This is a genomic window from Pseudomonas sp. NPDC090201, from assembly GCF_044746825.1.
Lineage (GTDB): Bacteria > Pseudomonadota > Gammaproteobacteria > Pseudomonadales > Pseudomonadaceae > Aquipseudomonas > Aquipseudomonas putida_AD.
In genome coordinates, this window is the sequence record NZ_JBIVCX010000013.1 from 102,082 (window position 1) to 116,698 (window position 14,617).

General features: G+C 61.0%; 13 protein-coding genes. 8 read left to right on the forward strand and 5 right to left on the reverse strand.

Annotated elements, in window-relative coordinates; translation table 11 throughout:
- Window positions 1-3: 3 nt before the first annotated feature.
- The 4 genes from frr to rpsB all read right to left on the reverse strand — a co-directional run bounded on the left by frr (window position 4) and on the right by rpsB (window position 3,281).
- Complete coding sequence (gene frr, locus ACIPOO_RS23960; protein WP_274133888.1) at window positions 4-561, reverse strand: ribosome recycling factor; 558 nt, start codon at window positions 559-561, stop codon at window positions 4-6.
- Window positions 558-1,301, reverse strand: a complete 744-nt coding sequence (pyrH, locus tag ACIPOO_RS23965) for a UMP kinase (protein ID WP_274133889.1) — start codon at window positions 1,299-1,301, stop codon at window positions 558-560. The genes frr and pyrH overlap by 4 nt, the downstream gene beginning before the upstream one ends.
- Before the next feature lie 194 nt (window positions 1,302-1,495).
- Window positions 1,496-2,359 carry a translation elongation factor Ts gene (gene tsf / locus ACIPOO_RS23970; RefSeq protein WP_274133890.1) on the reverse strand — a complete coding sequence of 288 codons (864 nt, stop codon included), beginning with the start codon at window positions 2,357-2,359 and terminating at the stop codon, window positions 1,496-1,498.
- A gap of 184 nt (window positions 2,360-2,543) precedes the next feature.
- A complete protein-coding gene (gene rpsB, locus ACIPOO_RS23975; protein WP_274133891.1) occupies window positions 2,544-3,281 on the reverse strand; it encodes a 30S ribosomal protein S2 in 738 nt (245 codons plus the stop codon).
- A gap of 338 nt (window positions 3,282-3,619) precedes the next feature.
- On the opposite strand from rpsB, the gene map reads away from it, so the two are divergent.
- The 4 genes from map (at window position 3,620) to ACIPOO_RS23995 (ending at window position 9,440) form a co-directional block, all read left to right on the forward strand.
- Window positions 3,620-4,402 carry a type I methionyl aminopeptidase gene (gene map, locus ACIPOO_RS23980; protein WP_274133892.1) on the forward strand — a complete coding sequence of 261 codons (783 nt, stop codon included), beginning with the start codon at window positions 3,620-3,622 and terminating at the stop codon, window positions 4,400-4,402.
- Window positions 4,403-4,447: 45 nt separating this feature from the next.
- Entirely contained in the window at window positions 4,448-7,147 is a 2,700-nt protein-coding gene (locus ACIPOO_RS23985) for a [protein-PII] uridylyltransferase (RefSeq protein WP_274133893.1), read from the forward strand.
- Window positions 7,148-7,219: 72 nt separating this feature from the next.
- Window positions 7,220-8,416 (forward strand): succinyldiaminopimelate transaminase, encoded by a 1,197-nt coding sequence (dapC, locus tag ACIPOO_RS23990; protein ID WP_400610254.1) that lies wholly within the window; start codon window positions 7,220-7,222, stop codon window positions 8,414-8,416.
- 169 nt (window positions 8,417-8,585) lie between these two features.
- Window positions 8,586-9,440, forward strand: a complete 855-nt coding sequence (locus ACIPOO_RS23995; protein WP_400610256.1) for a M12 family metallopeptidase — start codon at window positions 8,586-8,588, stop codon at window positions 9,438-9,440.
- On the opposite strand, the gene ACIPOO_RS24000 is transcribed toward ACIPOO_RS23995, so the two are convergent.
- Complete coding sequence (locus tag ACIPOO_RS24000) at window positions 9,437-11,095, reverse strand: Na+/H+ antiporter (protein ID WP_400610258.1); 1,659 nt, start codon at window positions 11,093-11,095, stop codon at window positions 9,437-9,439. The genes ACIPOO_RS23995 and ACIPOO_RS24000 overlap by 4 nt on opposite strands.
- A gap of 371 nt (window positions 11,096-11,466) precedes the next feature.
- On the opposite strand from ACIPOO_RS24000, the gene ACIPOO_RS24005 reads away from it, so the two are divergent.
- The 4 genes from ACIPOO_RS24005 to ACIPOO_RS24020 all read left to right on the forward strand — a co-directional run bounded on the left by ACIPOO_RS24005 (window position 11,467) and on the right by ACIPOO_RS24020 (window position 14,565).
- A complete protein-coding gene (locus tag ACIPOO_RS24005; RefSeq protein WP_274133897.1) occupies window positions 11,467-11,826 on the forward strand; it encodes an ArsC family reductase in 360 nt (119 codons plus the stop codon).
- 35 nt (window positions 11,827-11,861) lie between these two features.
- Complete coding sequence (dapD, locus tag ACIPOO_RS24010; protein ID WP_274133898.1) at window positions 11,862-12,896, forward strand: 2,3,4,5-tetrahydropyridine-2,6-dicarboxylate N-succinyltransferase; 1,035 nt, start codon at window positions 11,862-11,864, stop codon at window positions 12,894-12,896.
- Window positions 12,897-12,958: 62 nt separating this feature from the next.
- Window positions 12,959-14,164 carry an aminotransferase class V-fold PLP-dependent enzyme gene (locus ACIPOO_RS24015; protein WP_400610261.1) on the forward strand — a complete coding sequence of 402 codons (1,206 nt, stop codon included), beginning with the start codon at window positions 12,959-12,961 and terminating at the stop codon, window positions 14,162-14,164.
- Window positions 14,161-14,565, forward strand: coding sequence for a SufE family protein (locus tag ACIPOO_RS24020; RefSeq protein WP_274133900.1), 405 nt, complete (start codon window positions 14,161-14,163; stop codon window positions 14,563-14,565). Before ACIPOO_RS24015 ends, ACIPOO_RS24020 begins: the two co-directional genes overlap by 4 nt.
- Window positions 14,566-14,617: the final 52 nt, after the last annotated feature.

The following is a 14,617-nucleotide window of genomic DNA, read 5'->3' on the forward strand; positions in this document are numbered from 1 at the left end:
ACCTTATACGGCCATCAGGTCCGCTTCTTTGTCATCCGTGGCCTTGGTGATCTGGCCTTCGAAGTCCTTGATCAGTTTGTCGATATCAGCGCTGGCACGACGCTCTTCGTCTTCGCTGATTTCCTTGTCCTTGACCAGTTTCTTCAGATCGCCCATGGCATCGCGACGGATGTTGCGCACGGCAACCCGAGCGTCTTCGGCAGCGCTGCGGGCCTGCTTGGTGAAGCCCTTGCGGGTTTCTTCGGTCAGCGGCGGCATGGAGATCAGCAGCAGTTCGCCCAGGTTGGTCGGGTTCAGGTTAAGACCTGCACTGCCGATGGCCTTGTCGACGGCGCCCAGCATGTTGCGCTCGAACGGCACGACCTGCAGGGTACGGGAGTCTTTCACGGTAACGTTGGCGACGCCGGTCAGCGGAGTGTCCACGCCGTAGTAAGGAACCATCACCGAACCCAGCACGCTTGGGTGAGCCTTGCCGGTACGGATCTGGCCGAACGCGTGATGCAGGGACTCCAGGGACTTCTTCATGCGCTCTTGAGCGTCTTTCTTGATTTCGTTGATCATTGTACGCCTTCCTCGATCAAGGTTCCTTCCGCGCCGCCATGCACGATGTTCAGCAGGGCGCCGGGTTTGTTCATATTAAAGACACGCAGCGGCATCTTGTGGTCACGGCACAGGCAGATGGCCGTCAGATCCATTACGCCCAGCTTGCGATCCAGTACTTCATCGTAAGTCAGATGATCGAACTTCTCGGCATGCGGGTCCTTGAATGGATCGGCAGTGTACACACCATCGACCTTGGTTGCCTTCAACACGACGTCGGCATCGATTTCGATGGCCCGCAGGCAGGCTGCCGAATCGGTGGTGAAGAACGGGTTGCCGGTACCGGCAGCGAAAATCACCACTTCCTTGGAATTCAGGTGGCGCATCGCCTTGCGACGATCGTAGTGATCGGTCACACCCACCATGGAAATGGCGGACATCACGATGGCGGAAATATTGGCACGCTCAAGGGCGTCGCGCATGGCCAGACCGTTCATCACGGTGGCCAGCATGCCCATGTGGTCGCCAGTGACGCGGTCCATGCCGGCAGCGCTCAATGCCGCGCCACGGAACAGGTTGCCACCACCGATGACCAGGCCGACCTGAACACCGATTCCTACCAGTTGACCCACTTCAAGCGCCATGCGATCCAGCACTTTCGGATCGATGCCAAACTCTTCGGACCCCATCAGGGCCTCGCCGCTAAGCTTGAGTAGAATGCGTTTATAGCGAGCTTGATATCCACTGCCCTGCTGAGCCATTGCGAATCTCTCCTGCGGCGTATAAAAAAAATGTCAGAGTTGCCGGCCGTTTGCGCCTGCGCTAACTCTAGGCTACTGCGCCGGTTGTGGCCTTGTGAGCCATGTACCGGAAAAACAAAATCCTGCTGCCGTTTTGACAAAGAGGCTGCGCGCGTGAGCGGGCAGCCTCTTGGGTCGACAGTCGGAGAACCGTCTTATTGCTTGCTGGCAGCTACTTGAGCAGCGACTTCTTCAGCGAAGTTGTCGACTGGCTTCTCGATGCCGTCGCCTACTTTGAAGTAGGTGAAGGAAACGATTTCAGCGCCGGCTTTCTTGGCCAGTTCACCGACCTTGATTTCAGGGTTCTTGACGAACGCTTGCTCGACCAGGCTGGCTTCGGCCAGGAACTTGGTGATGCGGCCCTGAACCATCTTGTCAGCGATCTCGGCAGGCTTGCCTTTGATCTTGTCTTCGTTCAGCTGCAGGAAGACGTTCTTCTCGCGCTCGATCGCTTCGGCAGAAACGTCCGACGGCAGCAGGAACTCAGGGTTGCTTGCAGCAACGTGCATCGCGATGTCTTTGGCCAGCTCGACGTCACCGCCTTTCAGGACAACGGCTACGCCGATCTTGTTGCCGTGCAGGTAGGAACCGACAACGTCGCCTTCAACGCGTACCAGACGACGGATGTTGACGTTCTCGCCTACTTTGGCAACCAGGGCAGTACGTGCTTCTTCCTGAGCGGCGATCAGCGGAGCTGCGTCGGTCAGTTTCTCGGCGAATGCCTTGTCGACGCTTGCAGCGACGAAGTTCTTGAAGTCGTCCTGCAGAGCCAGGAAGTCGGTCTGGGAGTTGACTTCGAGCAGGACAGCGACTTTGCCGTCTGCCTTGATGGCGATTGCGCCTTCAGCAGCAACGTTGCCTGCTTTCTTGGCGGCCTTGATGGCGCCCGAAGCACGCATATCGTCGATGGCTTTCTCGATGTCGCCGCCGGCCTTGGTCAGGGCCTTCTTGCAGTCCATCATGCCTTCGCCAGTACGCTCGCGCAGTTCTTTGACCAACGCTGCAGTAATCTCTGCCATTTCAAAATCCTCTTGGATAGGTCTTAAACCATTCCACCCGCCGGGCGGGCGTTCAAATTCGCTTGAAAATCCATGATGACCGCTGCACATGACATCAGATCGATGGCAACGCCAGATGGTTTTCGAGGTGGCAAAAAGGGGGCCAAGCCCCCTTTTTGCGTGCCAAGCGGCGCTAAAGCGTCACTTACTCGGCAGCAGGTACAGCCGCTTCTTCAGCGTAAACTTCGGTGCCGCCAGCAACGTTGTTGCGACCACGGATAACGGCGTCAGCCATCGAACCCATGTACAGCTGGATGGCGCGGATGGCGTCATCGTTACCTGGGATGATGTAGTCAACACCTTCAGGGCTGCTGTTGGTATCGACTACGCCGATGACCGGAATGCCCAGCTTGTTGGCTTCGGTGATCGCGATGCGCTCGTGGTCAACGTCGATGACGAACAGTGCGTCTGGCAGACCGCCCATGTCCTTGATACCACCCAGGCTACGATCCAGCTTTTCCAGATCGCGAGTGCGCATCAGCGCCTCTTTCTTGGTCAGCTTGGCGAAAGTACCGTCTTCAGCCTGAACTTCCAGCTCGCGCAGACGCTTGATGGAGGCACGGATGGTTTTGAAGTTGGTCAGCATGCCGCCCAACCAGCGGTGGTCGACGTACGGCGAACCGCAACGTGCTGCTTCTTCAGCAACGATCTTGCCAGCGGAACGCTTGGTGCCGACGAACAGGATCTTGTTCTTGCCCTGGGCCAGGCGCTCTACGAACGTCAGAGCGTCGTTGAACATTGGCAGGGTTTTTTCAAGGTTGATGATGTGAATCTTGTTGCGCGCGCCGAAAATGAACTTGCCCATTTTCGGGTTCCAGTAACGGGTCTGGTGGCCGAAGTGCACACCGGCCTTCAGCATATCGCGCATATTGACTTGGGACATGATAGTTCCTTGATAAGTCGGGTTAGGCCTCCACGTATCCCAATGACCAACCAGCGGCTCGAGCCGAGGGCACCCAGGTCATCGTGTCGACACGTGTGTGGGTTTGTGCTTTCGGGGCATACCCCGTAAAGCGGCGCATTTTATATCACAAAAGTCTGGATAACGGAACCTGAAATAAGATCCTGTTTTGCCGAGGCTTTTGCCGGGCCGGGGATGCCATGCCGCACACCCTCGTCGCCTCTATATAAGGAAGCGATGATAACCCGCTTGGCGACGGTCTGGTAGAATCGCGGTTTTCCGTGTTTAGCTGCGGCCTGGCCGCGCCGAGAGAGCCTTGTATGTCCGTTACCCTCAAAACCCCTGAAGACATCGAAAAGATGCGCATTGCCGGCCGTCTGGCCGCCGAAGTCCTGGAAATGATCGGGGCCTACGTCAAGCCTGGCGTGACCACCGACGAACTGGACCGCATCTGCCACGACTACATCGTCAATGAGCAGAAGGCCATTCCGGCGCCGCTCAACTACAAGGGTTTTCCCAAGTCCATCTGCACCTCGATCAACCACGTGGTCTGCCACGGCATCCCGAACGAGAAGCCGCTCAAGGAAGGCGACGTGCTGAACATCGACGTGACCGTCATCAAGGACGGCTACCACGGCGACACCAGCAAGATGTTCCATGTCGGCAAGGTGCCAGAGTGGGCCGAGCGCCTGTCGAAAATCACCCAGGAATGCATGTACAAGGGCATCGAGCTGGTCAAGCCCGGCGCTCACCTGGGCGACATCGGTGAAGTGATCCAGAAACACGCCGAAAAGAACGGCTTCTCGGTGGTGCGTGAATACTGCGGCCACGGCATCGGCAAGGTGTTCCACGAAGAACCGCAAGTGCTGCACTACGGCAAGGCCGGCGAAGGCATGGAACTCAAGGAAGGCATGACCTTCACCATCGAGCCGATGATCAACCAGGGCAAGGCCGACACCCGTCTGCTGGGCGACGGCTGGACAGCCATCACCAAGGACCGCAAGCTGTCGGCACAGTGGGAACACACCATTCTGGTCACCGCCACAGGCTACGAGATCTTCACCCTGCGCAGCGACGACACCATCGCCCGCACCTCCGCCTGATACTCACGTCCAGACAGCATGCATAGATAGAAGGAAAGCAGTTCGATGCCGCAGGTGGACCCAGATTTGTTCGATCGCGGCCAGTTCAAGGCCGAACTGGCGTTGAAGGCCAGCCCCATCGCTGCCTTCAAGAAAGCCATCCGTCAGGCCCGCGAGGTGCTGGACGAGCGTTTCAAGTCCGGCCGCGAGATACGGCGCCTGATCGAGGACCGCGCCTGGTTCGTCGATAACATCCTGCAACAGGCCTGGGAGCAGTTCGACTGGAGCGATGACGCCGATATCGCCTTGCTGGCGGTCGGCGGCTACGGCCGTGGCGAGTTGCACCCCTATTCGGACATCGACCTGCTGATCCTGCTGGACAGTGCCGATCACGAGCTGTTTCGCGATTCCATCGAGCGCTTTCTGACCCTGCTGTGGGACATCGGCCTGGAGGTCGGTCAGAGCGTTCGCTCGGTCGAGGAGTGCGCCATCGAGGCCCAGGCGGACCTCACGGTGGTCACCAACCTCATGGAAAGCCGCACCATTGCCGGCCCGGAGCACTTGCGCCAACGCATGCTGGACGTCACCAGCACGCAGCACATGTGGCCGAGCAAGGAATTCTTCCTGGCCAAGCGTGCCGAACAGAAAGCCCGACACCACAAGTACTTCGACACCGAGTACAACCTGGAACCCAACGTCAAGGGCTCGCCCGGCGGGCTGCGGGACATCCAGACCATCCTCTGGGTCGCGCGGCGACAGTACGGCACGCTGAACCTGCACGCACTGGCCGACGAGGGCTTTCTGCTGGAAAGCGAAAACGCCCTGCTCGCCTCTTCCCAGGAGTTCCTGTGGAAGGTCCGCTATGCGCTGCACATGCTGGCCGGGCGCTCCGAAGACCGTCTGCTGTTCGACTACCAGACCAACATCGCGCGCCTGCTGGGCTACCAGGACAGCGACGCGAAGCTGGCCATCGAACGCTTCATGCAGAAGTACTACCGGGTGGTCATGAGCATCGCCCAGTTGAGCGATCTGATCATCCAGCACTTCGAGGAAGTCATCCTCTCGGACGACCAGAACACCGCGACCGAGGCCATCAACTCGCGCTTCCAGCTGCATGACGGCTACATCGAAGCCAGCAACCCGAACGTCTTCAAGCGTACGCCCTTCGCGATGCTGGAGATTTTCGTGCTGATGGCCCAACGCCCGGAAATCAAGGGCGTGCGTGCCGATACCATCCGTTTGCTGCGCGAACACCGGCACCTGATCAACGACGATTTCCGTAACGACATTCGCAACACCAGCCTGTTCATCGAGCTGTTCAAGTGCGAGATCGGCATCCACCGCAACCTGCGCCGGATGAACCGCTACGGCATCCTGGGCCTGTACCTGCCCGAGTTCGGCCACATCGTGGGACAGATGCAGCACGACCTGTTCCACATCTACACCGTCGATGCCCACACGCTGAACCTCATCAAGCACCTGCGCAAACTGCAGTACACCCAGGTGTCGGAGAAATTCCCGCTGGCCAGCAAGCTCATGGCCAAGCTGCCCAAGCCCGAGCTGATCTACCTGGCCGGCCTGTACCATGACATCGGCAAGGGCCGTGGCGGCGACCACTCGGAACTCGGCGCGGTGGACGCCGAAGCCTTCGGCATCCGCCATCATCTGCCCGACTGGGACACCCGACTGATCGTCTGGCTGGTGCAGAACCACCTGGTGATGTCCACCACTGCCCAGCGCAAGGATCTGTCCGATCCGCAGGTGATCCACGATTTCGCGCAATTCGTCGGCGACGAGGTGCACCTGGATTACCTCTACGTGCTGACCATCGCCGACATCAACGCCACCAACCCGACGCTGTGGAACTCCTGGCGCGCCAGCCTGTTGCGCCAGCTGTACACCGAGACCAAGCGCGCCCTCAAGCGCGGCCTGGAGAACCCGGTGGACCGCGAAGAGCAGATCCGGCGCACCCAGAGCGCCGCACTGGATATCCTGGTGCGCAGTGGCACCGACCCCGACGACGTCGAGCAGCTGTGGTCGCAACTGGGGGATGATTACTTCCTGCGCCACACGGCCGGCGACGTCGCCTGGCACAGCGATGCGATCCTGCAGCAACCTGCAGATGGCGGGCCGCTGGTGCTGATCAAGGAAACCACCCAGCGCGAATTCGAGGGCGGCACGCAGATCTTCATCTACGCGCCGGACCAGCACGATTTCTTCGCCGTGACCGTGGCCGCCATGGACCAGTTGAACCTGAACATTCATGACGCCCGGGTCATCACGTCCACCAGCCAGTTCACCCTCGACACCTACATCGTGCTCGACAACGACGGCGGCTCGATCGGCGACAACCCGGAACGCATCAAGGCCATCCGCCAGGGCCTGACCGAAGCGCTGCGCAACCCTGACGACTACCCGACCATCATCAAGCGTCGCGTGCCCCGTCAATTGAAGCACTTCGCCTTCGCACCGGTGGTGACCATTTCCAACGACGCCCAGCGCCCGGTCACCGTGCTCGAACTGAGCGCCCCGGATCGCCCAGGCCTGTTGGCGCGGGTGGGCAAGATCTTCCTGGAGTTCGACCTGTCGCTGCAGAACGCCAAGATCGCCACCCTTGGCGAGCGCGTGGAAGACGTGTTCTTCCTCACCGATGAGAACAACCAGCCGTTGTCCGACCCGCAACTGTGCCGCCGCCTGCAAGACGCCATCGTCGAGCAGCTCAGCGTCAATGCAGAGCCCGGGACGGAACTGCGCATCAGTATTTGAAAGCCCCGTAGATTCGATTCAATGGCGCCTGACCGGAACGTCAGGTGCCCAGCTCCTTGAGAACGATTGCCCATGAACAACGCTCTGCAACAGCTTCAGCCTTACCCGTTCGAAAAGCTTCGCGCCCTGCTCGGCAGCGTTACGCCCAACCCGGACAAGCGCCCGATCGCGCTGTCCATCGGCGAGCCCAAGCACAAGTCGCCGGAATTCGTCGCCAAGGCCCTGGCCGACAGCCTCGACCAGATGGCTGTGTACCCGACCACCGCCGGCATCCCTGCCTTGCGCGAAGCCATCGCCAAATGGTGCGAGCGTCGTTTCAGCGTGCCAGCGGGCTGGCTGGATCCGGCAAAACACGTGCTGCCGGTCAACGGCACCCGCGAAGCGCTGTTCGCCTTCACCCAGACCGTGGTCAATCGCAGCGATGACGGCCTGGTGGTCAGCCCCAACCCGTTCTACCAGATCTACGAAGGCGCGGCGTTCCTGGCCGGCGCCAGGCCGCACTACCTGCCGTGCCTGCCCGAGCACGGGTTCAACCCGGACTTCGATGCGGTTTCGGTCGATGTCTGGAAGCGCTGCCAGATCCTGTTCCTGTGCTCGCCTGGCAACCCGACAGGCGCCCTGATCCCGGTCGAGACCCTGAAAAAGCTCATCGCCCTGGCCGATGAACACGACTTCGTGATCGCCGCCGACGAATGCTACAGCGAGCTGTACTTCGACGAAGCCACCCCGCCGCCAGGCCTGCTGACCGCCTGCGCAGAACTGGGCCGCCAGGATTTCAAGCGCTGCGTGGTGTTCCACAGCCTGTCCAAGCGCTCCAACCTGCCGGGCCTGCGCTCGGGCTTCGTCGCGGGAGATGCCGACATCCTCAAGGCTTTCCTGCTGTACCGCACCTACCACGGCTGCGCGATGCCGGTTCAGACACAACTGGCAAGCATCGCCGCATGGAACGACGAAGCCCACGTGCTGGCCAACCGCGACCTGTACCGTGAGAAATTCGACGCCGTGCTGGAAATCCTCTCGCCGGTAATGGACGTGCAACGCCCCGACGGCAGCTTCTACCTGTGGCCGAACGTGGGCAGCGATGACGCAGCCTTCTGCCGCGACCTGTTCGAAGCCGAGCACGTCACCGTGGTGCCGGGCTCGTACCTGTCGCGGGACGTCGAAGGCTTCAACCCCGGTGCTGGCCGCGTGCGCATGGCACTGGTCGCGCCACTGGCCGAGTGCGTCGAAGCGGCGCAGCGGATTCGCGAGTTCGTGAAGTCCCGCTGATCGTCGGGTGCGCCTGAGGCCCTGACTGAAGGGTTTTCAGGCGCGCCGGCCGCGGTGCCTGTGCGCTATATATATGTATGACCCGGCCCCCGCCGTAGCCGCTTAACCTTCCGTGATGTTCAGGCCTCGTCGATTCTCGATGACGCCATCACTGGAAAGGATAGCCACGGTGAATACACCGCTTTACCACTGCCACACCCATCACCACCCGGACCTGCAGGCTGCTTCTGAAGCGGCGCTTCGGGAAAACCCCTTCAACGCAGCCATTACCCCCAGTTACCTGACCGACGGCGAACAGACCACGGATCGTGACTCACGCATCGTGACGTCATTCACCAAGTACTGGGCGCGCGGGCGCACGTTGCGAATCCGCTTTCTCGGCACCATCCCTCCCGTTCTGCAGCAGGTATTTTTCGAAACGGCGTGCAAATGGCTGCCCCACGTCAACCTCAAGTTCAAGCTGGTTGACTCGGGCGATGCCGAGATCCGCATCATCCTCGACAGTGACCTGCACCTGAGCGCCGTCGGCACCGACGCTTTGCTGGGCTTTCACAGGCAGGACGTGCCGACCATGCACTTCGACCTGACCCGCCTGATCGACACCAGCAAGCTCATGGGTATGCAGGGCAAGTCGATGGACGCATTCGATATTCGCAACTACCTGAGCGCAGACTTCGAACGCACCGTGCTGCACGAATTCGGCCATGCGCTGGGCGCCGAACACGAACACCAGCACCCCGACGCGAACATTCCCTGGGACGAAGAAAAAGTCATCCAGGACTTCACCACCAAGGGCGTGAACGAAGCATTCATTCGCCAGAACGTCCTGAACAAATATGAAGCCGCAGACTTTTCCTATTCCGGCTACGACCCTGAGTCAGTCATGCACTACAACGTGCTTCAGAAGCACACGCGCGGAGACTTCCAGATCGCCAATACCGGCAAGGGGCTGAGCACCAAGGACAAGGAGTTCATGAACTTCATCTACGGCGACCGCCAGAATGATCGCGGCCCTCTGGCCTAACCACGCTCCTGCTTGAACACGCCGAGGTTGGCCTCGTTGAGGTCCAGTTCGGCCAGTATCACGCGAAGCACATCGTCGCCGATCTGCCGGTGGCGATGCAGGCTGTAGAGTTCAAGGCGCTGGGCGCGCAGGGCGTTCAGGCGCATGCGTTTCTCCAGTTGATCCATCTGGAACGCCAGCGCCTGGGCTTCGGCCGTGTCGTCGAATATTTCCAGGCGGTGGCGATACTCGGACATGATCCGCGACTTCACTTCGGTGGCCATCACCGCCATTGCAGCGTCGGTGGAGTGGGTCGCGTCGGGCAATTCTTCGCTCTCCAGCGCCTTGATCGCCGCCGGGGTGGTGCGCTTCCAGGCATCGCGCACCTCGCGTTTGAGGCGCAAGTCCGGCTCGCTGACCAGCCCGCGCAACAGCAGTGGCAGGCAGACACAGGCCACGATCAGGGACAGCAGAATCACGCCGGCAGCGATGAAGATCAGCAGGTCCCGTTCGGGGAAATCGACACCGGCGGCGATCAGCATCGGCACCGACAAGGTACCCGCCAGCGTCACCGCACCTCGCACTCCGCCCACTGTCAGCAGCAACGAGGAGCGCATAGACAACTCCAGCGAACCGTCCCCGCGCCCACGCCAGCGGCGAACCAGCACCATCAGGCGCCACACGCTTCGCACCCACACGTAGCGCAGCAGCGCCAGCACGACGAAGATCGCCAGCACATCCAGGCAACGCCAGAGCAGCGTCGGCCAGACCGTGACCTCGTGGTGAGTGACGGCGCTGACGATCTCCGGCAACTGCAGGCCGAGCAGCAAAAAGATCAGCCCGTTGAACGCGAATTCCAGCAGCGTCCACACGCTTCGATTGAGCAGCCGGGTGCTGGTCTGGCGCGGCAACAGGTCAACCCAGCTTTGCATCATCCCCGCCGCCACCGCCGACAAGATGCCCGACACCTCAAGCCGCTCGGCCAGGACATAGGCGGCAAACGGCAGCAGCAACATGAACACCACGTGGGTCGCCGGATCATCCCAGCCCCGGGCGATCATCCAGCTGCGAAAGCGCCCCACCAGCCAGCTCAGCCCGACACCTACCGCCAGCCCGCCACAGGCCACCAGCACAAAGGTCAGGCTGGCATCGGTCAGGGAAAACACCCCGGTGATGGCCGCGGCCAGGGCGAACTTGAAGGTCACCAGGCCCGTGGCGTCGTTCATCAGGGCCTCACCCTGCAACAGACGCATGATCGGTGCAGGCAAACGGTCTTGGGCGATGGCAGAAACGGCAACGGCGTCGGTAGGAGAAAGCACCGCAGCCAGTGCGAATGCCACCGCAAGCGGTACGGAAGGCAGCAACCAGTGAATGAAATAACCGGCGCCCACCACCGTGAAAATCACCAGGCCCACGGCCATGGTCAGGATTGGCCCGCGAAAGCGCCAGAAATCCCGCTTGGGCATCCGCCAGCCATCGGAGAACAACAGCGGCGGCAGAAACAGGAAGAGAAACAATTCAGGGTCCAGCGCCACATGCAGGCCCAAGGTCGGCCAGGCCAGCAATGCGCCCGCCGCAATCTGCAACAGCGGCACCGGCAGCGGGATGACCCGGGCCAGCAAACGCGAGACACCTACCAGCGTCAACAGGATCAGGACGGTATAGGCAGTCTGCATTGCGTGTATCCCCAAACGAGCGACGTGTCGCTGCGCCCCGGCAGCCGTGGGCGCAGCGTCTAAGTGCGATATTAACGGTTTAGGCTATGGATTCGACTTCATACATAGGTCTTAGGCTCTGTACGAAAAGTCTTGATACTCGGTAATGCTGCGTTGAACACAGCCTCGGAATGCTCATTTACAAACAGTAAACTCCGCTTCCTCGGCTGTTTTCGCCTTGCCTTACCTTCGTCTCAAAACATTTCGTACAGAGCCTAACCCGCACAAATACATTCCCCGTTAAAGACAAAGCTACGCCAGGGCGCACCCAAGGGGCTCGTACGTGGCATAATCCGTCACCGTTTTTCAACCGTCTCAAAGGGGGCAAGCTCATGGCAGAATCCAAAAAGTTGCACCTTTTCGGCATCAAGGCGTGCGACACGATGAAGAAGGCGCGCACCTGGCTCGATGAAAAACCGGTGAGCTACGATTTCCACGATTACAAAACCCAGGGCATCGACCGCGAACACCTGACCCAGTGGTGCAACGAGCACGGCTGGCAGACAGTGTTGAATCGCGCAGGTACGACCTTTCGCAAACTGGACGATTCGCAGAAAGCCGATATCGACCAGGACAAGGCAATCGAACTGATGCTCGCCCAGCCGTCGATGATCAAGCGCCCCGTGCTCGATCTCGGCGACAAGACCCTGATTGGCTTCAAACCCGAACTGTACGCAGCAGCTATCGCCTGATTGAGATAGCTATCAAAAGTTAAAGAGGTATTCGCATGTCCACTTCCCTGTTCAGCCTGGCCTTCGGCGTTGGCACACAAAACCGTCAAGGCGCCTGGCTGGAAGTCTTCTACGCCCAGCCACTGCTCAATCCGTCGGCTGAAATCGTCGCCGCAGTCGCACCGATCCTGGGCTACACCGGTGGCAACCAGGCCATCGCGTTCAATACCGACCTGGCCTCGAAACTGGCTGATGCGCTGAAATCGGTCGATGCCACCCAGGCCGCGCTGCTGACCCGCCTGGCCGAAAGCCACAAGCCGCTGGTCGCCACCGTGCTGGCCGAAGACGCCGCCCTGACTTCCACGCCTGAGGCCTACCTCAAGCTGCACCTGCTGTCCCATCGCCTGGTCAAGCCCCACGGCCTGAGCCTGGCGGGCGTGTTCCCGCTGCTGCCGAACGTCGCCTGGACCAGCCACGGCGCCATCGACCTGACCGAACTGGCCGAGCGTCAGCTTGAAGCGCGCCTCAAAGGCGAGCTGCTGGAAGTGTTCTCCGTCGATAAATTCCCGAAAATGACCGACTACGTGGTGCCGGCTGGCGTGCGTATCGCCGACGCTGCGCGCGTGCGCCTGGGCGCCTACATCGGCGAAGGCACCACCGTGATGCACGAAGGTTTCGTCAACTTCAACGGCGGCACCGAAGGCCCGGGCATGATCGAAGGTCGTGTCTCGGCTGGCGTGTTCGTCGGCAAGGGTTCTGACCTGGGCGGCGGCTGCTCGACCATGGGCACACTGTCGGGTGGCGGCAACATCGTGATCAAGGTCGGCGAAGGCTGCCTGATCGGCGCGAACGCCGGTATCGGTATTCCGCTGGGTGACCGCAACACAGTCGAAGCCGGCCTCTACATCACCGCAGGCACCAAGGTCGCCCTGCTCGATGAGAAGAACGAACTGGTCAAGGTCCTCAAGGCCCGCGACCTGGCCGGCCAGCCTGACCTGCTGTTCCGTCGCAACTCGCAAACCGGCGCTGTGGAATGCAAATCCCACAAGTCGGCCATCGAGCTGAACGAAGCGCTGCACGCTCACAACTGATCGCTGCGCTGCAAGGACCGGAGCCCTTTGGGGCTCCTGTCTCATTACAGAGCCTGAATGTCATGTCCCTCATTTCGCCCTGGCGCGCTGATTTCCCTGCACTCGATGCCCTCGAACGGCAAGGCCAGACCTATCTGGACAGCGCCGCCACCGCACAAAAACCCCAAGCCCTGATCGACGCCCTGGCGCACTACTACGCCAACGGCGCAGCCAACGTGCACCGCGCCCAGCATTTGCCTGGGGCGATGGCGACCCAGGCATTCGAAGACACCCGCCACAAGGTCGCCGGATGGCTCAACACCGGCACCTCGGGCCAGATCGTCTTCACCCATGGCGCGACGTCGGCGTTCAATCTGCTGGCGTACGGCCTGGAGCATCTGTTTGCGCCGGGCGACGAGATAGTCATCAGCGCCCTGGAGCACCACGCCAACCTGTTGCCCTGGCAGCAACTGGCAACCCGTCGCGGTCTGAAGCTGGTCGTGCTGCCGCTGACCGTCGATGGTGTGATCGACATCGATGCCGCCGCCAGCCTTATCACCTCGCGCACCCGGTTACTGTCGGTGAGCCAGCTGTCCAATGTGCTCGGGACCTGGCAGCCGGTTGCGCGTCTGGTCGAACTGGCCAAGGCTCAGGGCGCGCTGACGGTGATCGACGGCGCCCAAGGCGTGGTCCACGGTCGCCACGACGTGCAGGCGCTGGGCTGTGACTTTTACGTGTTCTCCAGCCACAAGCTGTACGGCCCGGACGGCGTCGGCGTGCTGTTCGGCCGGCATCAGGCGCTGGCACAACTGAAGCACTGGCAGTTCGGCGGCGAGATGGTACTGCAGGCCAGCTACCACGACGCCACCTTCCGCCCTGCGCCGCTGGGTTTCGAGGCCGGTACACCACCGGTGTCCGGGGTGATCGGCCTGGGCGCGACGCTGGACTACCTCATCGACGTGAACCCGGTTGCCGCCGCCGAGCACGAGGCGCGACTGCACGAGTTGCTGTGCGCAGGCTTGTTGCTGCACAAGGGGGTGCGGCTGGTGGGCAATCCGCAGACGGCGCTGGCCAGCTTTGTCGTCGAGGGCGTGCACAACGCCGACCTGGCGCATCTGTTGACCGAGCAAGGCATTGCCGTGCGCGCGGGCCATCACTGTGCAATTCCGCTGATCGGCAGCCTCGGGTTGACCGGTGCGATCCGGGTATCTCTGGGGCTGTACAACGATTCCGAGGATCTGGAGCGATTCTTCAACGCGCTGGATCAGGCACTGGAGCTGTTGCGATGAATTTGCCGAAGGACGCGCAGGACGCACTGGACACCTTCAATGCTTCCCTGGGCTGGGAGCAACGGGCGCGGCTGTTGATGCAATGGGGTGAACGCTTGCCGGTGCTGGCCGACGACGAAACGACCGACGCGAACCTGGTGGATGGCTGCGAAAGCAAGGTCTGGCTGTTGGGTAGCGTGATCGATGATCACTGGCAGTTTCGTGCGGCGAGCGATGCACGGCTGATTCGTGGTCTGGTAGCGTTGCTGCTGGCGCGGGTCAACGGGCTGTCGGCGCCTGAGCTACAGCAGGTGGATCTGAATGACTGGTTCCAGCAACTGGGCCTGAGCCGCCAGCTCTCCCCTTCGCGTAGCAATGGCTTGAACGCAGTGCTGCAGAAGATGCGGCAAATGGCAGGTTGACTCGCCGGTAACTATTGCTAAATCACTGTGGGAGCGGGCTTGCCCGCGAATT